General features: G+C 70.7%; 18 protein-coding genes. 11 read left to right on the plus strand and 7 right to left on the minus strand.

Annotated features, from left to right (window positions below; genetic code table 11):
* Window positions 1-23 precede the first annotated feature (23 nt).
* Window positions 24-1,325 carry an MFS transporter gene (locus OG828_RS03845; RefSeq protein ID WP_328350152.1) on the minus strand — a complete coding sequence of 434 codons (1,302 nt, stop codon included), beginning with the start codon at window positions 1,323-1,325 and terminating at the stop codon, window positions 24-26.
* A gap of 285 nt (window positions 1,326-1,610) precedes the next feature.
* Between OG828_RS03845 and OG828_RS03850 the strand changes: the two genes are divergently transcribed.
* Window positions 1,611-2,963, plus strand: coding sequence for an FAD-dependent oxidoreductase (locus OG828_RS03850; RefSeq protein ID WP_328500089.1), 1,353 nt, complete (start codon window positions 1,611-1,613; stop codon window positions 2,961-2,963).
* 9 nt (window positions 2,964-2,972) lie between these two features.
* On the opposite strand, the gene OG828_RS03855 is transcribed toward OG828_RS03850, so the two are convergent.
* On the minus strand, window positions 2,973-3,608 hold the full coding sequence (locus OG828_RS03855) for a TetR/AcrR family transcriptional regulator (protein WP_328500090.1): 636 nt from the start codon (window positions 3,606-3,608) through the stop codon (window positions 2,973-2,975).
* A 570-nt stretch (window positions 3,609-4,178) separates the two neighbouring features.
* On the opposite strand from OG828_RS03855, the gene OG828_RS03860 reads away from it, so the two are divergent.
* Complete coding sequence (locus OG828_RS03860) at window positions 4,179-4,340, plus strand: hypothetical protein (protein ID WP_328350158.1); 162 nt, start codon at window positions 4,179-4,181, stop codon at window positions 4,338-4,340.
* Between the two features lie 291 nt (window positions 4,341-4,631).
* Here OG828_RS03860 and OG828_RS03865 read toward each other — a convergent pair whose 3' ends face one another.
* On the minus strand, window positions 4,632-5,288 hold the full coding sequence (locus OG828_RS03865) for a TetR/AcrR family transcriptional regulator (protein ID WP_328436600.1): 657 nt from the start codon (window positions 5,286-5,288) through the stop codon (window positions 4,632-4,634).
* Window positions 5,289-5,472: 184 nt separating this feature from the next.
* Here OG828_RS03865 and OG828_RS03870 point away from each other — a divergent pair, with 184 nt between their 5' ends.
* Window positions 5,473-6,729, plus strand: coding sequence for a YncE family protein (locus OG828_RS03870; protein ID WP_328500091.1), 1,257 nt, complete (start codon window positions 5,473-5,475; stop codon window positions 6,727-6,729).
* A 20-nt stretch (window positions 6,730-6,749) separates the two neighbouring features.
* On the opposite strand, the gene OG828_RS03875 is transcribed toward OG828_RS03870, so the two are convergent.
* The 3 genes from OG828_RS03875 to OG828_RS03885 form a co-directional block, all read right to left on the minus strand.
* Complete coding sequence (locus OG828_RS03875) at window positions 6,750-7,115, minus strand: hypothetical protein (RefSeq protein WP_328500092.1); 366 nt, start codon at window positions 7,113-7,115, stop codon at window positions 6,750-6,752.
* 119 nt (window positions 7,116-7,234) lie between these two features.
* Window positions 7,235-9,094, minus strand: a complete 1,860-nt coding sequence (locus OG828_RS03880; RefSeq protein WP_328500093.1) for a cellulase family glycosylhydrolase — start codon at window positions 9,092-9,094, stop codon at window positions 7,235-7,237.
* Between the two features lie 73 nt (window positions 9,095-9,167).
* Window positions 9,168-11,138, minus strand: a complete 1,971-nt coding sequence (locus OG828_RS03885) for a translation factor GTPase family protein (protein ID WP_328500094.1) — start codon at window positions 11,136-11,138, stop codon at window positions 9,168-9,170.
* A 266-nt stretch (window positions 11,139-11,404) separates the two neighbouring features.
* On the opposite strand from OG828_RS03885, the gene OG828_RS03890 reads away from it, so the two are divergent.
* The 7 genes from OG828_RS03890 to OG828_RS03920 are packed head-to-tail and all read left to right on the plus strand — an operon-like array spanning window position 11,405 to window position 18,814.
* Window positions 11,405-11,875 carry a (2Fe-2S)-binding protein gene (locus OG828_RS03890; RefSeq protein ID WP_328500095.1) on the plus strand — a complete coding sequence of 157 codons (471 nt, stop codon included), beginning with the start codon at window positions 11,405-11,407 and terminating at the stop codon, window positions 11,873-11,875.
* Window positions 11,872-14,235 carry a xanthine dehydrogenase family protein molybdopterin-binding subunit gene (locus OG828_RS03895; RefSeq protein ID WP_328500096.1) on the plus strand — a complete coding sequence of 788 codons (2,364 nt, stop codon included), beginning with the start codon at window positions 11,872-11,874 and terminating at the stop codon, window positions 14,233-14,235. Before OG828_RS03890 ends, OG828_RS03895 begins: the two co-directional genes overlap by 4 nt.
* Window positions 14,232-15,086: an FAD binding domain-containing protein gene (locus tag OG828_RS03900; RefSeq protein ID WP_328500097.1), complete on the plus strand. Its 855-nt coding sequence runs from the start codon at window positions 14,232-14,234 to the stop codon at window positions 15,084-15,086. Before OG828_RS03895 ends, OG828_RS03900 begins: the two co-directional genes overlap by 4 nt.
* A 6-nt stretch (window positions 15,087-15,092) precedes the next feature.
* Window positions 15,093-15,977, plus strand: a complete 885-nt coding sequence (locus OG828_RS03905) for an AAA family ATPase (protein ID WP_328371564.1) — start codon at window positions 15,093-15,095, stop codon at window positions 15,975-15,977.
* A 5-nt stretch (window positions 15,978-15,982) separates the two neighbouring features.
* Window positions 15,983-17,089, plus strand: a complete 1,107-nt coding sequence (locus tag OG828_RS03910; RefSeq protein WP_443062369.1) for a vWA domain-containing protein — start codon at window positions 15,983-15,985, stop codon at window positions 17,087-17,089.
* Entirely contained in the window at window positions 17,082-18,185 is a 1,104-nt protein-coding gene (locus OG828_RS03915; RefSeq protein WP_328500099.1) for an XdhC family protein, read from the plus strand. Before OG828_RS03910 ends, OG828_RS03915 begins: the two co-directional genes overlap by 8 nt.
* A gap of 11 nt (window positions 18,186-18,196) precedes the next feature.
* Window positions 18,197-18,814 (plus strand): SRPBCC family protein, encoded by a 618-nt coding sequence (locus OG828_RS03920; protein ID WP_328350182.1) that lies wholly within the window; start codon window positions 18,197-18,199, stop codon window positions 18,812-18,814.
* Between the two features lie 51 nt (window positions 18,815-18,865).
* On the opposite strand, the gene OG828_RS03925 is transcribed toward OG828_RS03920, so the two are convergent.
* The gene (locus OG828_RS03925; RefSeq protein WP_328500100.1) at window positions 18,866-19,369 is read right to left on the minus strand and encodes a metallophosphoesterase family protein; all 504 of its coding nucleotides are present in this window, start codon (window positions 19,367-19,369) and stop codon (window positions 18,866-18,868) included.
* A gap of 137 nt (window positions 19,370-19,506) precedes the next feature.
* Between OG828_RS03925 and OG828_RS03930 the strand changes: the two genes are divergently transcribed.
* Window positions 19,507-21,414, plus strand: a complete 1,908-nt coding sequence (locus OG828_RS03930) for a glycosyltransferase family 2 protein (RefSeq protein WP_328500101.1) — start codon at window positions 19,507-19,509, stop codon at window positions 21,412-21,414.

Here is a 21,414-nt window from a genome sequence, read left to right on the forward strand (position 1 = left end):
GTAGTCGCACCCGCCGCCCCCTCCTACACATCCTTGCGGACGGTGGCCAGGGCGCCGATCCCGATCACGCAGACCGCCATGACGAAGAACGCCGGGGAGAGCAGGTTTCCGGTCCGCTGGACCAGGAAGGTCGCGATGTACGGAGCCGTACCGCCCGCGAGGACGGTGCCGACGTTGTACCCGATCGCCATGCCGGTGTAGCGGACCCGGCGCTCGAACAGATGCGGCCACAGACTGGCCGCCGGGACCTGCACGAACGCGCTGCTCAGCATGAACAGCAGGTAAGCCAGGCCGGCCAGGGCCAGGCTGTCCTGGTCCATGAGCATCATCGTGGGGTAGGCCGTCACCAGAAATCCCAGCAATCCGCACAGCAGGATGCGACGCGAGCCGAACCGGGTTGCGAGCCAGCCGGCCGGCACCATCAGCAGCACGGTGACCAGCACGACGCCCGCGCTCAGCCAGAGCACCTGCGTGGAGTCGTACCCCAGGTCGTTGGTCAGGTAAATGCCGATGTACGTCAGCCCGAGGAAGATGGCGCCGCCCTGCGCCATGGACAGGCCGATGGACTGCCAAAGTGCCGCGCGGTGGGTGGAGAGGACCTCGCGGATCGGAGCCGTGGGGATGTCGGCGCGGCGTGCCGCCTCCTCGAATTCCGGGGTGTCCTCGATCCGCAGCCGGGCCCACAGGCAGAACACGGTGAGCGGTATAGCCATCAGGAAGGGCAACCGCCAGCCCCAGTCGGCCATCTGGTCCTTCGTGGCGAGCGCGGAGATCACCCCGGCCGTGGCGGCCGCGAACATGAATCCGAGGTTGGACCCGATGGGCGTGACCGCACCGAGGAAGGCCCTGCGCTTGGGCGGCGCCGACTCGTAGATGTAGGTGTAGGCGCCGACCGACTCGCCACCTGTGGAGATGCCCTGCACCAGCCGGGCGAGCAGGAGCAGTACGGCGGCGGCCACGCCGATCTGGCTGTAGGTGGGCAGCAGTCCCGTGATGCTGCTGGCCACTCCCATGCACACCACCGAGGAGACGAGTGCCTTGCGACGGCCCCATCGGTCGCCGAGCCACCCGAAGAAGACACCGCCGACCGGCCGCACCACGAGGCCGGTGGCGAACACCGCGAGCGCCGCCAGGAGTGAGGCCGCGGGATCGTCGCTCGGGAAGAACTGCGGAGCGATCACCACGGCGAGATAGCCGTAGACACTGAAGTCGTAGTACTCGATGAGGGTCCCGAGGCTGCCGGCGAGCATCGCGCGGCGCACCGTGACCGGATCGTACGTCGCCGACTCCGCCTCTGCTGCGGCGGACCGATGAGTGGCACTCATGCTCCGACTCTCCTTCCCACGGCACGGTCCCATACCCTGCCGACGCCCGGGACGGTACAGAACTGAACTCAGTACAGCTACCCTTCACGCACGGATTTCCCGGGAAGCGGAGCGGAAAATCGACGTGCTGGACGTGCATGTGTGACGATACCGCGCGACATGGTCACCGTATCCACACGAGTGCGACGGTTGAGATTTTGAATCGGGTTCGGTTTACTCGCAAGAGGTCGGGTGGACCTCGTGAACCTCGCCGGAGAGTCGATCCCTTGGCCGAAGGAGCGTCCCATGCGCCCAGATGGCGTCGATCTGCTGATCGTCGGTGCGGGTATGGCAGGACTGACCGCCGGCGCCCGCGCCGTTCGCAACGGTCTGTCCGTGGTGATCGCCGAGATCGGCGGGGACGTCGGCGGCTCCGCACGCTTCGCCGGTTACGCGTGGACCGCCCCGAGCCACGACGTCATGGACCAGCACAATCCGCACGGAGACGTCGCGCTCAAGCGCGCGCTCGTGGACCGGTTCGACGACGGCATCTCCTGGATCCGCTCCCTCGGCGTGGAGGCCAAGGACGCCCAACGCATCCTCAGCTTCGGCCGCGGCCACCAGTTCGACACCAACCACTACGTCGACACCTGCCGTCGGCTCGTCCTCGACAGCGGCGGCGAGCTACTGCTGGAGACCGACACCGAACGGCTCATGGTCGAGCACGGCACCGTGGTCGGAGCGGAGTTGAGGACGGCCGACGGCACCCGCAGACAGGTACGGGCCAGGGCCACGCTTCTCGCGACCGGCGGATTCCAGGGCGACCCCGCCCTGCGCACCGCGCATGTGCACCCCCACGCCGACCGCATGGAACTCCGCTCCAACCCGCACAGCCGCGGCGGCGGTTACCGCCTGGCCACCCGGGTCGGCGCTGCCGCCGGCCACCATGACGCCGGCTTCTACGGCCACCTCATTCCCAGCGGCATCCCCTTCGCCGACCCGGCCGACTTCGTCGACATGTCGCTGTATTACAGCGAGCACGCCCTCCTGTTCAATCTGCGGAACGAGCGGTTCGCCGACGAGACCCTGGGCGACCACCTCACCGCCATGGCGCTGCTGGAGCAGCCCGAAAGCCGCGGTCTGCTCATCGCCGACGCCCGGGTGTTCTGCGACTGGATCGTCGGCTCGTACGTCGAGGGTGCCGTCGCCGTCGACAAGTTCGCCCTGGCGAGCAAGCGAGGCGGCCGCGTCGGACTCGCCGAAGACCTCGACGAACTGGCCTGGCTGCCGGAGGAATGGGGATACCGGGGCGACGCCGTCCGTGACGCCGTCAAACGGTTCAACGAGCAGACCTCGGCAGGGCTGGAACCGGCGCCCGGCCGAGAACTGGACCGTCTGCCGCTGGACGAACCGCCGTACTACGTCATCGAGACGGTGCCGGCCATCACCTTCCCGTTTCACGGCGTACGCATCGACGACCGGGCCCGCGTACTGCGCGAGGACGGCGAACCGCTCCACGGACTCCTGGCCGCCGGATCGGACACGGGCGGTCTGTGGCACCGCGCCTACGCGGGCGGACTCGCCTCAGCCCTCGTGTACGGACTGACCGCCGCGGACACCGCCACCGAGATCGCCACCAGGGTGGTACGCCACACCTGACCGGGCGGCTCAGCGCACTCCGGCCAGCCGCAGGGCGAAGTCGCCGTACTGGTAGACGACCTGATCCTCCGTCATGTCACCGTTCTCGCGGTACCAGACAGCCACACCCATCCCGAGGTCCAGGATCGCGTAGGAGGTCAGCTTCACCGTGGTGATCGCGAAGCGGCCGGCCTCCACACCTTCGGTGAGCAACGTCCGGAACGCCTGCTCGTAGGCCGCCCGCCGCCGCAGGACCTCCGTGCGGTGCGGCTCCTCCAGACTGCGGATCTCCCGGGTCCCCACGAACGCTTCCAGGCGGTGCCGGGCGTGGTAGCGGACATGCGCCTCGGCGGTCCGGCGCAGCCGCTCCACCACGTCCTCGCAGCCGGCCACCGCGATGCGGTGATTGCGCAGCAGGTCGTCCATCGTGCCCGTCATGATCTGCGCGAGCAGTTCCTGTTTGGACCCCACGTGCTTGTACAGACTCGGCCCGCGCATCCCCACGGCTTCGCCGATGTCGGCCATCGTGGTGGCGGCGTACCCGCGCTCGGCGAACAGGACGAGAGCCGCGGCCCTGATCTCCGCCGCACGCGGTCCCGGGGACCTGCCGACCGCCGTTCGCCCCCGGGCAGTCACCGCCGACCGACTGCCGCGCTCTGACGTCACGCTACCCCCTGCCTCGTCCATTGGCTAACGCCTCGTAGCCGTACGCGTAAACCCACTCCGCCGGGCTCACCGTAACGTATCCGGGACCGCGACTCCCGTGGAGCGCCGCACGTCGACGTACCGGAAAACGTACGTTGGCCCGATCCGTACGGCCGGCTCGCTCGTGGCCAGGATCAACTCGAGCGCAGAACTCCACAGTTGGTTCCCCCGACACCCTCCGGAGTGTGTCAGCTCGAAGATCTCACCCGAAAGAGTGGGCAGCCGCCTCGACTCCAGCTGAACTCGGCCAACGCCTTCCGCCCCGTCCCTGACCTCCGTGATCACTGCTGGCGGCGGCAATCTCGCCATCGTTACCGAGAACGGCGTCGGCGTGAGCATCACGAACGCCGCCGAGGAGATCTGCGCCGCGCTCACCGCCCGGGCCGGACACCCCGATGGCGGCCGGTCTGGACCGTCCCGCCGGCCAATCCCGACTTCGAGGTCCACCAGGCCTGGATGCACGAGTGCGGCAGCTCCCTGCTGACCGCGCGCGCCCGCTGAACCCTGTCCAAGCCCGCCCAGGAGCAGTCCATGCGCATCACGATCTGGCACAACGTTCACCGCGACCACTACGACGGCTACGAGCGCCACCACCCGATGCTGAGGGTGTTCTACATCGCTCCTGCCGGAGACCCGGAAGCCGAACTGTGGCGTGCCGTGCACATGTTCAACGCCCGTTTGCGCTGCCGGTAAGCGGCTGCAAGCCCGCGGCGAGCAGTTCGCGCGGTCACTCGTCCAGAACCGCTCCGCGGCGGCGCCTTCCTGCAGAACGCTGAAGCCGTCGCCGGTTGAGAACGAGCGGTATCCCGGTTCTCGGGGACGGGGTCCGTGAAGGGCTGTTCGAGGCTGGCGACGGGATCGCCCCGGAGGTTGCCGCGGTGAACGGGCTGAGTGACTGACGCACGCTAAGCGCATCGGCGGCCGGCACGACCATGTACCGCACCGTCAACTCGGCGGCCACGAGCGACCGCTCTCCCCGGCCCGTCACCCCGCCTCCCACCCCGCCGGCCGCAGAATCCCCAGCAGTTGTCGGACCAGTTCGTCCACCGCCTCCTCCAGCGTGGCGTCCACCCACCCGGCGCTCCAGTCGTGGAGCAGGCCGTTGACGCTGCCGATGAAGGCGGTCGCGGCGAGCCGGTAGTCGCGGGGCGCCGCCTCGCCCCGGGCGACCGCCGCGCCCGCTTCCGCGCACACCAGGTCGACCCAGCGGGCGCGGCGGGCCAGGCGCTGGTGTTCCAGGCGGGGGCTGACGCCGATGATCTCGACGAAGGTGATGCGGATACGGCGTGGATCGGCGGTGACGTTGGCGGCGTAGGCGCGGAAGATCGCGGTGGCGCGTTCGGCGAGCGGCAGGCCGTCCGCAGCGGCCACCGCGGCGAGCACCGCCTCCTCGGCCCAGTCGTTGACCTGGAGGTGGAGGGCGGCCAGGACGTCCTCGAGGGTGCGGAACTCCTCGTAGAACTGGCGGGTGGAGAGCCCGGCGGCCTCGCTCAGCGCGGCCACGGTCGTGGCCCGGTAGCCGGGTGAGTCGCCGAACAGCTGGAGCGCGGCGTCGAGGAAGCGGCGGCGGCGCTCGGCCTGCCGCTCCTCGGCGGACTTGCCCCTGTACCGGCCGGTCGGCGCCCTGAGCCTGCCCGTCACGAACCCTCCCCGTTCCCTCGCCTGACCCCGTCGATCAATTTTGTCGTGTGCGCGGTCTTGTCGAACAGGACACCCGCTCCTTACTTTTCAGTAAGTCCACTGTGAAAGTAGTTGTGTTCAGATTCACCACCCCGTCTTGGCATGCCCCGCCCCTGGCACCCGCCCCCCAGAGAAGAGAGCACCCATGCCTGCCATCCGCCCCAGGCACCTTTGCTCCATGGCCGCCGCCCTCGTCCTGACCGTCACCGCCCCCGCGACCGCGGCCACCGCCGCCACCGGCCCCTCGGACGCCGCCGCCCTGCGCGAAGGGCTGTTCGTCGGCAACAACTGGGACGGCACCGCCGACGTCATCAAGGCTTCCGGCGACTTCGCGAAGATCGGCCGGATCAACGTCATCCCCGACAAGGACGCGCGGATGGCGGAGATCAACGCGAACCCGATCAAGTGGATCTACTTCATGGCCATCCGCAACAGCGTCGGCGAGGGCCACGACCAGTTCGTGGACGACATGTACACCACGCCGGACGGTTCGTCGGTGGTCGTCTCCCGTCCGAGCTTCGCCGACGTGGTCTCGATCGACCTGGCCACCGGCGACATCAACTGGCGCTTCCCCGTGTCGGGTTACCGCTCCGACCACATGACGGTCTCCCCCGACGGCAAGCGCGTCGCCGTGTCCGCGTCCACCTCCAACACCGTGCACGTGCTGGACATCGTCACCGGCAAGCAGCTCGGTTCGGTCGCCACCGCCGACAAGCCGCACGAGAACATCTTCACCAAGGACGGCAAGTACCTCTGGAACATGGGCATCGGCGATGTGAACACGGCGACCGACGCGCCCTGGCTGGACTGGACGAAGGGCAACCGGTACATCACCGTCGTCGACGCGACCACGTACGAGCGGGTCAAGGTCATCGACATGCGGCAGCGGCTGGACGCCATCGGCCTCACGGACTACTCGGACGCCGTCCGGCCCGCGGTGTTCTCGCCCGACGAGTCCAAGCTGTACTTCCAGGTCTCGTTCTTCAACGGCTTCTTCGAGTACGACATCGCGACAGACAAGATCACCCGTACGAAGACGCTGCCGAAGAACCCGGCGACCAGCGACGACCGCACCACGTTCGTCAACGACTCGCGCCACCACGGCATTTCGATGAGCCCCGACGGCAGCAAGCTGTGCGTCGCGGGCACGATGGACGACTACGCGACGGTCGTCGACCGCGCCACACTCCAGGAGGGCCCGCTGGTCACCGCCTCGAAGCCGTACTGGGCGACCGTCAGCGGCGACGGAAAGAGCTGCGTGGTGTCGGAGAGCGGCACCGACCAGGTCACGGCCATCGACTTCGCCACCGGCAAGAAGACCGTGTCCGTCCCGGTCGGCGACCATCCGCAGCGGGTGCGGCTGGGACATGTGGCCGCGGACTGGACGGGAACCTCCGGCTGAGACGCTGAGACCCGGGCGGTTCAGGCGGTGGCGCGGTGCCCGGACACCAGCCACCGCCACCGCGGGCGTTCCGTGACCAGCGTGGCGGCGGCCAGCAGGGACACCGCGACCGCCGCCCACACGGGCCAGGCCAGCCAGGCGGAGACCACGGCCGCCACCAGCTGGAGCAGTACCAGAAGGATCGTGACCGCCCCGGGCACCGGCACGATCCCGTGGGCCTTGTCCCACGGTGTGGTGAACACGGTCGGCAGCCCGATCAGCACCACCACGGACAGCACCGCGAGCGGCCAGGAGTACCCGGCCAGCGCCCAGGGCGTGGCCACCCAGGCGACGAGTTCGGTCGCGAAGCGCGGGACGGCGGCGCGTCGGTCGTCGGGTTTCCGCAACGTCGTCTCCCCCACTATGTGCCCGTCAGCGGTGGGTGATCCTACGACGTCCGGGCCGGGCCTGCTGCAACCTGCCCCCACGTCGGGGTCCGGTTCGACCCCGACGCGAGGGGCGGCTGTCAGCCGACGCGCTGGGCTGCCCAGGCCGCCAGTTCGGCCTTCGCCGCGTTCAGCAGGGACGACGAGGGATTCGTCGCGCCGTTGGTGACGAGCGCGTAGTGCAGCGTGCCCGAGTCGGAGTCCGTCAGCAGCAGGCGGCGGCTGCCGGTGCCGCCTGGTTCGGGGGCCGCCGCGATCGGGGTCGACGTCGTGTATGAGGGCGGGGCGTAGGCCGTGCCCAGGTCGGAGACGACGGTGGTGGTCGAAGTCGGGAAGGTTGCCGGGAGGTGCAGTTCGGTGGGTGCCGAGCCGCTGCCCGAGCGCCACACGAGCAGGCTGTACTGCCCGGAGCCCACCAGCCGGTTCACGTTGGGCAGTGACGTGGGAACCGGGTTCCAGGTCAGGGTCGTGGAGCCGTCGCGGGAGCGGTCCTCGTAGGTGAAGGCGACGGTCGTGCCGGAGGTGGCGCTCGGGTAAACGCGGTCGACAAGCCGCGTGTCCTGGCGCAGGACGGCCGTACCGGAGTCGTCGAGGCGTACGGCGGACAGGTCCTCGTCGTTCCAGGCGTCGCCCTCGGTCTGCACCTTGTCGGGGTTGTCGTTCATCAGCTCGTGGTGGCGGCCGTGGTAGATGTCCCACTGCCACTGGCTGCCGGAGAGGACGGGACCGGAGCCGGTCGGGTTCGTCCACCAACTCGCCCCCGGCACCCGGGAGTCGAGGGCCTGGTACATCGCCTTGAGGACCGTCGGCGCCTTGTCGGAGACCGTGCCGGTCAGCGGGTGGCCGAACTCGCTGATGATCGCGGGCGTCTTGGTGGCGGAGGCCCGGTCACGCACCATGCCGAAGTCGCCCGCGTACTGTCCGTCCGCCGCCTTGCCCCACATGAAGATGCCGGAGATCGCCTTCTGGTCGTAGAAGTGGGTGTTGAAGACGAAGCGCGGTCCCAGCGTGCCCGCGTCGAGCAGGCCACCCTCCTGCTTCTGGAAGTCCAGGTTGGCGTTCCAGAACAGGTTCGGTTCGACGAACGCCGGCTTGGCCTGCCAGCCGGCCGCGTCCATCCGCGCCCGGAACTTCACGTAGAAGGGCCACAGGACGTCCTTCTCCCAGGCCCGGCTGGACTGGCCCGAGTCGTAGACGCCAGCGTGGGGTTCGTTGTACGGGTCGAAGCCGACGACACCCGCGAACTGGGCGGTCGAGAGGTTCTGCTTGACGTACGCCATCGTCTTCTGGGCGGTGTCGAGGAACGAGTCCTGCAGGCCGTACGTGTTGTGCCAGAAGTCGTACGTCGCCTCCGTCACGGCCGCGTTGGAGGTGATGTTCTGGCCCCAGAAGGGGCAGATCCCGCAGTACTCGTCGGGGTAGTCACCGAGGTCCACGGCCCACTTGGGGGCGCCGTCGCCGGTGTACCAGCTGTCCGAGTCGAAGAGCCAGCGGGAGTAGAGGTCCTGGTGGAAGTCGGGGTACACCCGGATCCCGGCGTCGAGGAACGCGCCGATCTGGGCGGTGGCGGCGGCCAGGTAGGCGTTGTCCACCTGGCCGCGCACGGGCTCGGCGTACGCCCAGGACAGCAGGAAGCGGACCGAGTTGCCGCCGCCGAGCGCTCTCAGCGCGGTCGCGGACTTCTTCGCGTCGGCGACCGAGGCGAAGGGCAGGCCGTTGTTCTCCTTGAGCTTGGTCTCGCCGGAGACGTTGTAGCCGCGCAGCACGACCTCGCGGCCGTGGCCGTCGGTGAAGTGGCCGTTCTGCACGGTGAGCGGGGATTCGTCGAACCAGAGGGAGTCGGGGACGGAGGCGGCGGTGGCGGGGCGGGCGCCCGCCACCGACAGGAACCCACAGAGGAGAACCAGAACAAGGAGCACACGCGCACGCTTATTCGGCATGTTCACTACCGTCCGGTAATTTCAGGACACCGTCAACACCCCTGACTCTGGAGTAAGTTAAATCCCGCCCGGCTCAACCGCCCACTCTGCGCGTCACGTTCAACAGATATTCCTTGCGGTTGAGCGGATTGTGGTCGGTGCGCGGACGCCGCGGGGCCGTGCCGCGGATGACCGGCGCATAGTGGTCGAAGGCGCTCTCCAGCTCGCCTTCGCCCCGGGTGAGCCCCGGCAGCCGCTGCTCCAGTTCGTGTACCCGGCCCGCGGGAACGGCACCCTCCAGAACGCTGGCGCCACCCCTGGTCCCGGTGGTCTGCGGTACGGCCCGCAGCGCGGCCAGCACCGGGAGCAGGGCGCCCAGGGTGTCCACGGGCGTCTCGATGCGGAAGCGGTGCATGGGCTCGTACACCTGGGTGGCCGCCCTGCGCAGCGCCTCGATCAGGACCAGTGGCGTCACGCCCCGGAAGTCGGCGCCGGTGCTGGACATGCTCTTGTCGAAGCCCTGGTGGGCGTGGCTCTGCCGGGGCGAGTAGCCGGAGTGAGTCATGGTGACCGTGCAGTCGGTGACCTGCCAGCCGCTGAGGCCCTGCATAAGGGTCTCGCGCACGGTGTCCTCGACGGCCTTGAAGAACGCGTACGGCATGGAGCCGAGTTCCACCTCCAGCCGGAAGGCGACGCCCGAGCCGGTCGGTGCCGGGTCGACGCGCAGGCCGACGGTCGCGAGGAACGGGTTGGCGTCCTTCTTGTTGAACTCGACGGCCGCCCCCGTGCCCACGGGCCGCTCGATGCAGATCGTCGACGTCTCCCGGAAGGTGACGTCCAGGCCGTAGTCGTCGGCGAGTGTGGCCTGGATGACCTCCTTCTGGACCTCGCCGTAGAGGGACACGGAGATCTCCTGCCGGATCTCGTCGTGCCGGAGGCCGATCAGCGGGTCCTGCTCGGCGAGTTGGGTGAGGGCGAGGTGCAGGGACCGCTTGTCCACGCCCGCGCCCGGGACGACGACGGTTTCGAGGGTGGGCGGCGCGAAGAAGTGCTCGTACGCCTTGCGCGGCTCCCCGATCGCGTCGCCGATGCGGATGGCGTCGAGGCCCCAGAGCTTGGCGATGCGGCCCGCCGGGACGGTCTCGGCACGGGAGTCCGCGCCCTCCTCGAAGACACTGATCGCGGTGATCTTGCCCTCGGTGTCACCGTCTCCGAATCCGATCCGGTCGCGGACGGCCGGCGTCCCGGAGAAGATCCGCGCATAGGCGATCTTCTCCCCCGCCGGTCCCCGCTCGACCTTGAAGACGGTGCCCGACACCGGCCCGTCCGGATCACCCTCGGCCGCGGGCAGCAACTCCTTGATCCCGGCGATGAGAGCGTCCACGCCCGCGCCCGTGATGGCTGACCCGAAGTAGACGGGGTGGACGAGGGTCTGCCGGGTCTGGTCGGCGAGGGCGGTGTGCAGGCGGTCGTACGAGACCGTGTCCTCGACGTAGGCGGACAGCAGGTCGTCGTCGTGGTCGGTGAGGACGTCGATCGCGGCCGGGGCGAGCCCCGGGGTGACGCGGGCGTCGCGTGTGCCGAGTCCGGTGACCGTGGCCATCGGTACGACCGAGGCCGTGAGCCGCTCGGCGATCGCCCGCAGCACCCCGTCGTACCCCGCTCCACGCCGGTCGATCTTGTTGACGAAGATCAGGGTGGGGATGCGCAGCCGCCGCAGGGTGCGCATCAGGACGCGGGTCTGCGGCTGGACGCCCTCGACGGCCGAGACGACCAGGACGGCGCCGTCGAGTACGCCGAGGACCCGCTCGACCTCGGCGATGAAGTCCGGGTGGCCGGGGGTGTCGATGAGGTTGACCGTCACGTCGTCGAGGGGGAACGAGACGACGGCGGACTTGATGGTGATCCCGCGCTGCTTCTCGAGCGCGAGCGAGTCGGTCCGCGTGGAGCCGGCGTCGACGCTGCCGATCTCGTCGACGACTCCGGCGGCGTACAGCAGCCGCTCGGTCAGGCTGGTCTTACCGGCGTCTACGTGCGCGAGAATTCCGAGATTGAGCAGGTGCACTGAGCGTCATGTCCTTGGTCATCGGAGGGATTCCTTCGTGGGTGGACATGCACGCAGTGCGCATCTGTGCTCCTCGTGTGTGACGACGTATGTCCCCAGCAGTGCAGCAGAACCGGACGCACCGCAGCAATGGATTAACCGTCAACGAAGCCCGTCGCAGCACTCGCCGCCGTCGAGGTGCGGTCATAGAGTGACGTACATCGAGTGACCTGCATCACGTTTCGTCGCCGATTTCCCTCGCTTCCGCCGCACGGCCTGGAGGGCACATGACCCACATCTCGGTGAACGTGGACGGCACGACGTACGAGGACGAGGTCGAGCCCCGTCTGCTGCTGATCCACTACCTGCGCGACCGCCTCGGTCTGACCGGCACCCCGATCGGCTGCGACACCTCCAACTGCGGGGCCTGCACGGTCGAGCTCGACGGGGAGAGCGTCAAGAGCTGCTCGGTCCTCGCCGTCCAGGCGGACGGGAGCGAAGTGACCACGGTCCAGGGGCTCGCCCAGGACGGCGAGTGGACCGGGCTGCAGAAGGCGTTCCACGAGCAGCACGGCCTGCAGTGCGGCTACTGCACCCCGGGCATGATCATGGCGGCCCGGGATCTGCTGCGGGAGAACCCGCACCCCAGCTCGGACGACGTACGCCAGGCCCTGGAGGGCAACCTCTGCCGGTGCACCGGCTACCAGAACATCGTGCGCGCGGTGCTCGCCGCCTCCGGGCAGGAGGTGCCGGCATGACCGACCAGATGGCCGGACCCGAAGTCGGCCGCTCCCGAGCCCGCAAGGAAGACGCCCACCTGATCACGGGCCAGACCAACTGGACCGACAACATCCAGGTCAGCGGCCTGCTGCACCTGGCGATCCTGCGCAGCCCCATGGCGCACGCCCGCCTGGATCGCGTCGACGTCTCCGCGGCCCTCGACCGGCCGGGCGTCATCGCCGCCTTCACGGGACGTGACCTCGCCGACGGCATGGGCTCGATGCCGTGCGTGTGGCCGGTGACCGAGGACATCGTCATGCCGGACCATCCGGCGGTGGCGGTCGACGAGGTGCGGTACGCGGGCGACCCGATCGCGGTCGTCGTGGCGCGGGACCGGTACACGGCGGCGGACGCGCTGGAGGCGATCGAGGTCGACTACACGCCGCTGCCCCCGGTGCTCGACCTGGAGGACGCGCTCGCCGAGGGCGCCCCGCTGGTCCACTCCGACAAGGGCACCAACCGCTGCTACGTCTGGCCGCTCGCCACCGGCGAGAGCTTCGACGCGGTACGCGAGCGCGCCGACCTCGTCCTGAAGCGGCGCTACATCCAGCAGCGCCTGATCCCCAACGCGATGGAGCCCCGCGCGGTCGTCGTCACCCCGCTCGCGGCCTCCGGCGAGTACACCCTGTACTCCTCCACCCAAGTCCCGCACATCGCACGGGTACTGCTGGCCATGGTCACCGGCATCCCCGAGCAGAAGCTGCGGGTGATCGCGCCCGACGTGGGCGGCGGCTTCGGCTCCAAGCTCCAGGTGTACGGCGAGGAGGCCCTCGCGCTCGCCGTGGCCCGCAAGCTGGGCCGGCCGGTGAAGTGGACCGAGTCCCGCTCCGAGAACTACCAGGCCACCCACCACGGCCGCGGCCAGATCCAGGACATCGAGATCGCCGCCACCCGCGACGGCAAGCTGCTCGGCCTGAAGGTCGACCTGCTGGCCGACATGGGCGCCTACCTGATGATCATCACCCCGGGCACTCCGCTGCTGGGCGCCTTCATGTACCCGGGGATCTACAAGATGGACGCCTACGACTTCACGTGCACGGGCGTCTTCACCACGCGCACGCCGACCGACGCCTACCGGGGCGCCGGCCGGCCCGAGGCGACCTTCGCCATCGAGCGGATCATGGACGATCTGGCCGTCGAACTCGGCCTGGATCCCATCGAGTTGCGGCGCCGCAACTGGATCCGGCACGAGGAGTTCCCGTACACCTCCGTCGCCGGGCTCACCTACGACAGCGGCAACTACGAGGCCGCCACGGAGAAGGCACTCGCCCTGTTCGGCTACGACAAACTGCGCGCCGAGCAGGCGGACCGCAACGAGCGCGGCGACACCGTACGCCTCGGCATCGGCGTGTCGACGTACACCGAGATGTGCGGGCTCGCGCCGAGCCGGGTGCTCAGGGACCTCAGGTACGCGGCCGGCGGCTGGGAGGCGGCGACCATCCGCATGCTGCCGACCGGCAAGGTCGAGGTCGTCACCGGCACCAGCCCGCACGGGCAGGGCCATGCGACCTGCTGGAGCCAGATCGCCGCCGACGCGCTGGGCGTGCCGTTCGAGGACGTCGAGGTGGTGCACGGCGACACCAGGGCCGTCCCGCAGGGCATGGACACCTACGGGTCGCGGTCGCTGGTCGTCGGCGGGATCGCCGTGCACCACGCGGCCGAGAAGGTGGTCGCCAAGGCCCGCAAGGTCGCCGCGCATCTGCTCGAAGCCAGCGAGAACGACCTGGAGTTCACCAACGGCGTCTTCTCGGTGAAGGGCTCACCCGAGGCCCGCAAGACCATCCAGGAGGTCGCCTTCGAGACGTTCTCCTCGCACGACCTGCCCGACGGCATGGAGCCCACCATCAACGCCGAGCACCTCGTCGACCCGGAGAACTTCTCCTACCCGCACGGCACCCACCTGTGCGCGGTCGAGGTCGACACGGAGACCGGGCAGACCCGGATCAGGTCGTACGTCTGTGTCGACGACGTCGGCAAGGTCGTCAACCCGATGATCGTCGAGGGTCAGGTGCACGGCGGCCTCGCCCAGGGCATCGCGCAGGCGCTGTACGAGGAGGCGGTCTACGACGACGAGGGCAACCTGCTCTCCGGCACGATGGCCGACTACCTGGTGCCGTCGGCGGCGGACCTGCCGGACTTCGTGACCGACCGGACGGAGACGCCGTCGACCCTGAATCCCTTGGGGGTCAAGGGAGTCGGTGAGGCGGGGACGATCGCCTCGACGCCGGCCGTCGTGAACGCGGTCGTGGACGCGCTGCGTCCGCTGGGCGTGGCCGACGTGCGGATGCCCTGCACCCCGCAGCGGGTGTGGGAAGCGATCGAGGAGGCGGCGCGATGATCCCCCCGGCATTCGACTACGCCCGGCCGAGCAGCGTCGACGAGGCGGTGCGCACCCTCGCCGACGCGGGCGAGGACGCGAAGGTGCTGGCCGGCGGGCAGAGTCTGCTGCAGCTGCTGCGGCTCAGGCTGGCCTTCCCCGAACTGGTCGTCGACGTCGGCCGCATCCCCGAGCTGCGCGGGGTGCGCGAGGACGGGAACACCCTCGTCATCGGCGCGCTGACCACCCACCACGACGTCATCCACGACCCGCTCGTCCGCCGCCACGCCGGACTGCTGGCGACGGCCACCGCCACGGTCGCGGATCCCGCCGTACGCCACCGGGGCACCCTCGGCGGATCGCTCGCGCACGCGGACCCGGCCGGGGATCCACCCGCCGCGGTGCTGGCGCTGGACGGCGAGCTGGTGGCGCAGGGGCCGCGGGGGCGGCGCACCATCCCGGCGCGCGAGTTCTTCGTCGACTACCTGCAGACCGCGCTGGAACCGGACGAGCTCCTGGTCGAGGTGCGGATCCCGAAGACGGACGGCTGGGGCTTCCACTACGAGAAGTTCCACCGGGTGGCACAGTCCTGGCCGATCGTCGGCGTGGCCGCGCTGGTGCGGCGCGACAACGGGCAGATCACTCAGGCCCGCGTGGGCCTGACCAACATGGGCTCCACGGCGCTGCGCGCGTCCGCGACCGAGGAGGCCCTGTCGGGCGCGGGTGACGCGCAGGACGTGGCGCGGGCCGCCCAGTCGGCGGCGGAGGGCACCCGGCCGTCGCAGGACACGTCCGCGTCGCCGGAGTACCGGGCGCATCTCGCGCGGGTGCTCACCAAGCGGGCGGTGCTGGCGGCCGCCGGAATGGGGTGAGGGCCGATCACGCACATCGACGGGCCGGAGCAGGTGCGGGCCCGGCTGGAGGAGACGGGGTACCTCGTCGATGAGGGTCTGGCCGTCGCCTGCTTCCTGGCCCTGCGCCTGCACCGGCCGCTGTTCTGCGAGGGCGACGCCGGCGTGGGCAAGACGGCGCTCGCGTCGGCGCTCGCCGAGGCGCTGGACGCCCCGCTGATCCGGTTGCAGTGCCACGAGGGCATCGACGCCTCCCAGGCCCTGTACGACTGGGACTTCCCGCGCCAGCTGCTGCATCTGCGGGCGGCGGAGGCGGCCGGGATCACCGACGCCGACCGGCTGGAAGGCGAGCTGTACGACCGGCGGTTCCTGATCGCCCGGCCGCTGCTGCGTGCCCTGGAGACGCATCCGTCGGTGCTGCTGGTCGACGAGATCGACCGCGCGGACGACGAGTTCGAGGCGTTCCTGCTGGAGCTGCTGTCCGAGTTCTCCGTCACGATCCCCGAGCTGGGCACGCTGCGGGCCGAGCAGCCGCCGGTCGTCGTCCTGACCTCCAACCGCACCCGCGAGGTGCACGACGCCCTCAAGCGCCGCTGCCTCTACCACTGGTTCGACCACCCCGGCTTCGCCCGCGAACTGGCCATCGTGCGGCGGCGGTTGCCCGGCGTCTCGGCACGCCTGGCCGAGCAGGTGACCGCACTCGTCCAGGCGCTGCGGGGCGAGGACCTGCTCAAGCCGCCCGGGGTGGCCGAGACGATCGACTGGGCGCAGGCCCTCGACGCGCTCGGCGCGACCGAGGTGGACGCGGAGCTGGCGGTGGCGACGCTGGGCTCGGTGCTGAAGTACCGGGAGGACGCCGAGCGGGCGCGGGGGCTGGATCTGGCGGCGGTGCTCGCCGTACGAGGGGCGTGAGGAGCGTGCTGGCCGCGGACGCCGCGCTCCTCGGTTTCGCCCGTGCGCTGCGGGCGGCCGGCGTCGACGCGAGCACGGAACGGCTGCACGCGTTCCTGAGCGCGGTGGACCTGCTGCGGCCGGAGGTGCGGGCGGACGTGTACTGGGCGGGGCGGCTGACGCTGTGCGGGGGCCGGGACGATCTGGAGCGGTACGAGCGGGTGTTCGCCGCGTACTTCGGCTCCGGCTCACCCGCCACGGAGGCGGTACGGGCCACCCCGCAGCCCCGGCTGCGCCTGGTCGTACGGGACGCGCACACCGGGGGCCACCACGAAGGAGATCGGCAGGGACCGCCCGCCGCCGCCCTGGCCAGCCCCGCCGAGGTCCTCCGGCACCGCGACGTCGCCGAGCTGGACGCGGTCGAACGCGAGCAGGTGCGCCGGCTGCTGGCCGCGTTCGCGCTGCGGGGCGAGGCCCGGCGCAGTGCGCGGCGGCGTCCGGCCCGGCGCGGGCAGGTCGATCCGCACCGGACGGTACGGGAGTTGCTGCGGCGCGGCGGTGAGCCGGCACGGCTGCTCCGGCACGCCCGGGCCGAGCGGCCCCGGCGGGTCGTGCTGCTGGTGGACGTCAGCGGTTCCATGGCGCCGTACGCCGACGCGCTGCTCCGCTTCGCGCACGCGGCCGCCCGCGGGACACACACCGAAGTCTTCACCATCGGCACCCGGCTGACCCACGTCACCCGCGAACTGTCGCAACGCGACCCGGACTTGGCGATGGCCGCGCTCGCGGCGGCGGTGCCCGACTGGCGCGGCGGCACCCGACTCGGCGAACTGCTGCGGGAGTTCCTGAACCGCTGGGGACAGCGCGGTCTGGCGCGCGGCGCTGTGGTGGTCCTGCTCTCCGACGGCTGGGAGCGCGGCGACCCCGCACTGCTGGCGGACCAGATGCGCCGTCTGCACCGGCTGGCCCACCGGGTGATCTGGGCCAACCCCCGCAAGGCGCGCTCCGGTTACGCGCCCGTGGCCGGCGGGATGGCGGCGGCGCTGCCGAGCGTGGACGCGTTCGTCGAGGGGCACAGCGTGGCCGCGCTGGAACGGCTGGCGGCAGTGGTGAAAGGAGCCGACGATGCGTGACATCCTCCCGGTGCTGCACGGCTGGTACACGGAACGGGTCCCGTTCGGACTCGCCACGGTCGTCGCGACCAGCCGCAGCGCGCCGCGCGATCCCGGTGCGGCGATGGCCGTGGGACCGGACGACGAGGTCGTCGGCAGTGTGTCCGGCGGGTGCGTCGAGGGAGCCGTCTTCGAACTCGCCCAGGACGTGGTGGCGAGCGGCGAGGCCCGCCTTGAGACCTTCGGGTACAGCGACGAGGACGCGTTCGCGGTCGGCCTCACCTGCGGCGGCGAGATCACCCTGCTCGTACGTCCCGTGACGGCCGCCCTGGACCCCTCCTTCGGCGCGGTCGCCGAGTCGGTCGCCGCACACCGCCCGGTGACCGTCGCCACGGTGACCGACGGCCCCGCCCCGCGCGGCGCCACCCTCGCCGTCTGGCCGGACACGGTGTCCGGCACGCTCGGCACGGAGGGCCTTGACGTGGCCGTCACCGCCGACGCCCGCGGCGAACTCGCCCTCGGCGCCACGGGGTTGCGCCACTACGGCCCGCACGGGGAACGCCGCGAGGACGCCGTCACCGTCTTCCTGCACTCCTTCGCCCCACCGCCGCGCATGCTGGTCTTCGGCGCCATCGACTACGCCGCCGCGGTCGCCCGCATCGGTGACTTCCTCGGCTACCGGGTCACCGTGTGCGACGCCCGCCCGGTCTTCGCCACGCCGAAGCGGTTCCCGGCGGGCGTGGAGGTGGTCGTGGACTGGCCGCACCGCTATCTGCGCTCCACCGGCACCGACGAGCGCACGGCGATCTGCGTCCTCACCCACGACCCGAAGTTCGACGTGCCGCTGCTGGAGGAAGCGCTGCGCCGGCCGGCCGCGTACATCGGGGCGATGGGCAGCCGCCGTACGCACGACGACCGGACGAAACGGCTGACCGAGGCCGGACTCACCGAACGCGAGCTGTCCCGGCTGCGCTCCCCGGTCGGGCTCGACCTGGGCGCCCGTACGCCCGAGGAGGTCGCCGTGTCCGTCGCCGCCGAGATCGTCGCGCTGCGCTGGGGCGGGACCGGGGCCCCGCTGACGGCGACGGCCGGAGCCATCCATCCGCAGGGAGCGTGAAGGAGGAAGTCATGGAGCTGCACCACGAGTTCACCGTGCCCGTCCCGGTCGACGACGCCTGGCGGACGCTCCTCGACATCGAGCGGGTCGCACCCTGCATGCCGGGCGCGAGTGTCGAGGAGTACGACGGCAAGACCGTGACCGGGTCGGTGAAGGTCAAGGTCGGCCCGATCACCGTCACCTACAAGGGCACGGCCGTCTTCGAGGAGCAGGACGAGTCGGCACACCGCATGGTCCTGATCGCCGGCGGCCGGGAGACCCGCGGCCAGGGCACCGCGCGAGCCACGGTCACCGGCACGCTGAGCGAACGCGACGGCGGTACGGCCGTGTCCGTACGGACCGATCTCACGGTGACCGGACGCCCGGCCCAGTTCGGGCGCGGGGTGCTGGCGGAGGTCGGCGACCGGCTGGTCGGCCAGTTCGCCGCGTGCCTCTCCGAGCGGCTGCGCGAGACGGTGGGAGCCGGGGAGACCGCCGCGGAGACCGAGGTGTACCCGGACCAGCCGCTGGACGTGTTCCGCCTGATCGGGGTGCCGGTCGCCAAGCGTGCGGCCGGGATCGCCGGAGCGGTGGCCGCGGTGGTGCTGGTGGTCATAGGGGTGCGGCGGGTCTTGGGGCGCCGCGGCTGAACGGTGGGTGATCCCCTGCCCGGCCGGCCCGCCGACCTGGTCCCCGCCGGTTCAGCGAGCCGGCGGCAACCGATGCAGCTCCACGTCCGAGAGGCGGGCGTCGGCCACCGTCGCCGTCATGTACGTGCAGTGCGGCTGGCGGCGCCGGTCGGTCGGGGAGCCGGGATTGAGCAGGCGCAGCCCGTTGGGAGCGGTGGTGTCCCACGGGATGTGGCTGTGGCCGAAGACCAGGACGTCCAGGTCGGGGAAGCGCGCGGCACAGCGGGCCTCCCTCCCCTGGGCGGAGCCCGTCTCGTGGACGGCACCGAACCGCAGGCCGCCGAGTTCGGCGTACGCCACCTCGGGGAGCCGGGCCCGCAGCTCGGGACCGTCGTTGTTGCCGTACACGCCGATCAGTCTGCGACTGTGGGACTCCAGCAGGTCGAGCGTGGCCGTGTCGACCCAGTCGCCCGCGTGGAACACCACGTCGGCGTAAGGGAGTTCGGCGAGGAGCTGCGCGGGCAGCGCCTTGGCGCGCTTGGGGAGATGGGTGTCGGACATCAGGAGCAGGCGCACGTCGTCAGCCTAAGCCGCGGTGATCGGCGCCACGCGGTTGACCCTGCGCGTGGTGGCCCAGGCAAACGGGTTAGCATCGGGCGACGCCCACCGTGCCACAGTGGAAACGGGAAGCGAATTAAGGGGGCTTCAGCCGGATGCCGGTCAAGGTCAGCGTCGTCGTCCCGGTGTACAACCCCGGGCCATATGTCGAGGATTGCATCGCCTCGCTGCTGCGGCAGTCCCTGCCGCCCGACGAGTACGAAGTCATCTTCGTCGACGACGGCTCCACCGACGAGACCCCGGCCCGCCTCGACGCGCTCGCCGCCGACCACCCCGGTCTCGTCCAGGTCATCCACCAGGCGAACTCCGGCTGGTCCGGCAAGCCCCGCAACGTCGGCATCGCCGCCGCCAAGGGCGAGTTCGTGATGTTCGTCGACAACGACGACTACCTGGGCGACGAGGCCCTGGAGCGGATGTACGACTACGGCGTGGCCAACGGCGCCGACGTCGTCGTAGGAAAGATGGCCGGCAAGGGCCGCGGCGTTCCGGTGGAGCTGTTCCGCCGCAACCACCCGCACGCCACCGTCGAGAACGCCCCGCTGATCGACAGCCTCACCCCGCACAAGATGATCCGCCGGGAGTTCCTCGACCGGATCGGCCTGCGCTTCCCCGAGGGCCGGCGGCGGCTGGAGGACCACGTCTTCATCGCCGAGGCGTATCTGCGCGCGGACAACGTCTCGGTCCTCAGCGACTACGTCTGCTACTACCACGTCAAACGGGACGACGCCTCGAACGCGGGCTTCCAACGCTTCGACCCCGTCGGATACTTCAAGAACCTCTGCGAGGCCCTCGACGTCGTCGACCGCTACACCGAGCCGGGACCGCTGCGGGACCGGCTGCACCGGCGCTGGCTGCGGGTGGAGATCGTCGAGCGGATGCGTGGCCGCAGGCTGCTGGCGATGCCCGCCGACTACCGCAAGGAGCTCTTCGACGCGATGCGCGGCGTCGTCGTCGAGCGCTTCGGCCCCGGTGTCGCGGCCGGGCTGCAGCCGACCCAGCAGGTCGTCGCCGCCCTGATCGCCGCCGACCGGTTTGCCGAGGTCGAGGCCTTCGCCGAATGGGAGGGCTCCGTCGTACCGAAGGCCGCGCCGGAGAGCCTCACCTGGCAGGACGGCACGCTGCGGATCGACTTCACCGCCGAGTACGTGTCGCGCGGCAAACCCCTGCTGTTTCCCGCCGACGGTGAACGGACGCCGCTGGACGTGTCCGACCCGGTCGCCTGGGTCTCCGCGGACACCGCCGCCCGGTTCGGCGAGGCCCGGGTCGATCTGCTGCTGCGCGAGCGCTCCAGCGCCGCCCAGTACTTCCAGCCGGTGGAGTTCACCCGCGAGCGGATCGAGGACGGGGACGGTGTACGGCTCCAGTTGCGCGCCGGGGCCACCGTGGATCCCACGGCCGTGGCGGGCGACGGCGTGTGGGACGCGTACGTCCGGGTCCGGCTGGGCGGCTGGACCAAGGAGTGCCGGCTGGGTCCGGCCCCTCGGGATGCCCGCCAGGCCCCGCACGCCGGTGTGGTGGGCGGCCGTGTGGTGCTGCCGTACTGGACCGAACCGCACGCCAACCTCTCCCTGGACATCGACCGCGCGAGCACCCGCCTCGGCCTCGGCGGGCTGTCGCCGGATGCCGTCTCGGTCTCCGGCGGCCGGCTCCGCGCCGCGCTGCCGCTGTACGTCACCGGTGACACCGAGGTCCTGCTCCGCGTCAGCTCCGGTGACGCGCAGGTGGATGTGCCCGGCACCCTGTACGCGGACGGATCCGGGGCGCGGCTGGAGGCCGTCCTGCCCGCCGACCGGCTGAAGGGCGCGACGTGGAAGGTGGCGATCAGTCCGCGCACCGCCGCACCGCGCTTCCTCGCGCTGCCGTTCACCCTCACGGCCGGTGTCGGCGGGGTGCGCGTGGTGCGCAAGCGGAAGCAGTCTCCCGGCGCGCTGCGACGGCTGCGTCGCGCGCTGGGCAGGGTCGTACGAAAGGCGGCGGCCCGCATCAGGAATCGGAGGGCGTGA

Origin of the sequence: Streptomyces sp. NBC_00457, from assembly GCF_036014015.1 — a bacterium.
Lineage (GTDB): Bacteria > Actinomycetota > Actinomycetes > Streptomycetales > Streptomycetaceae > Streptomyces.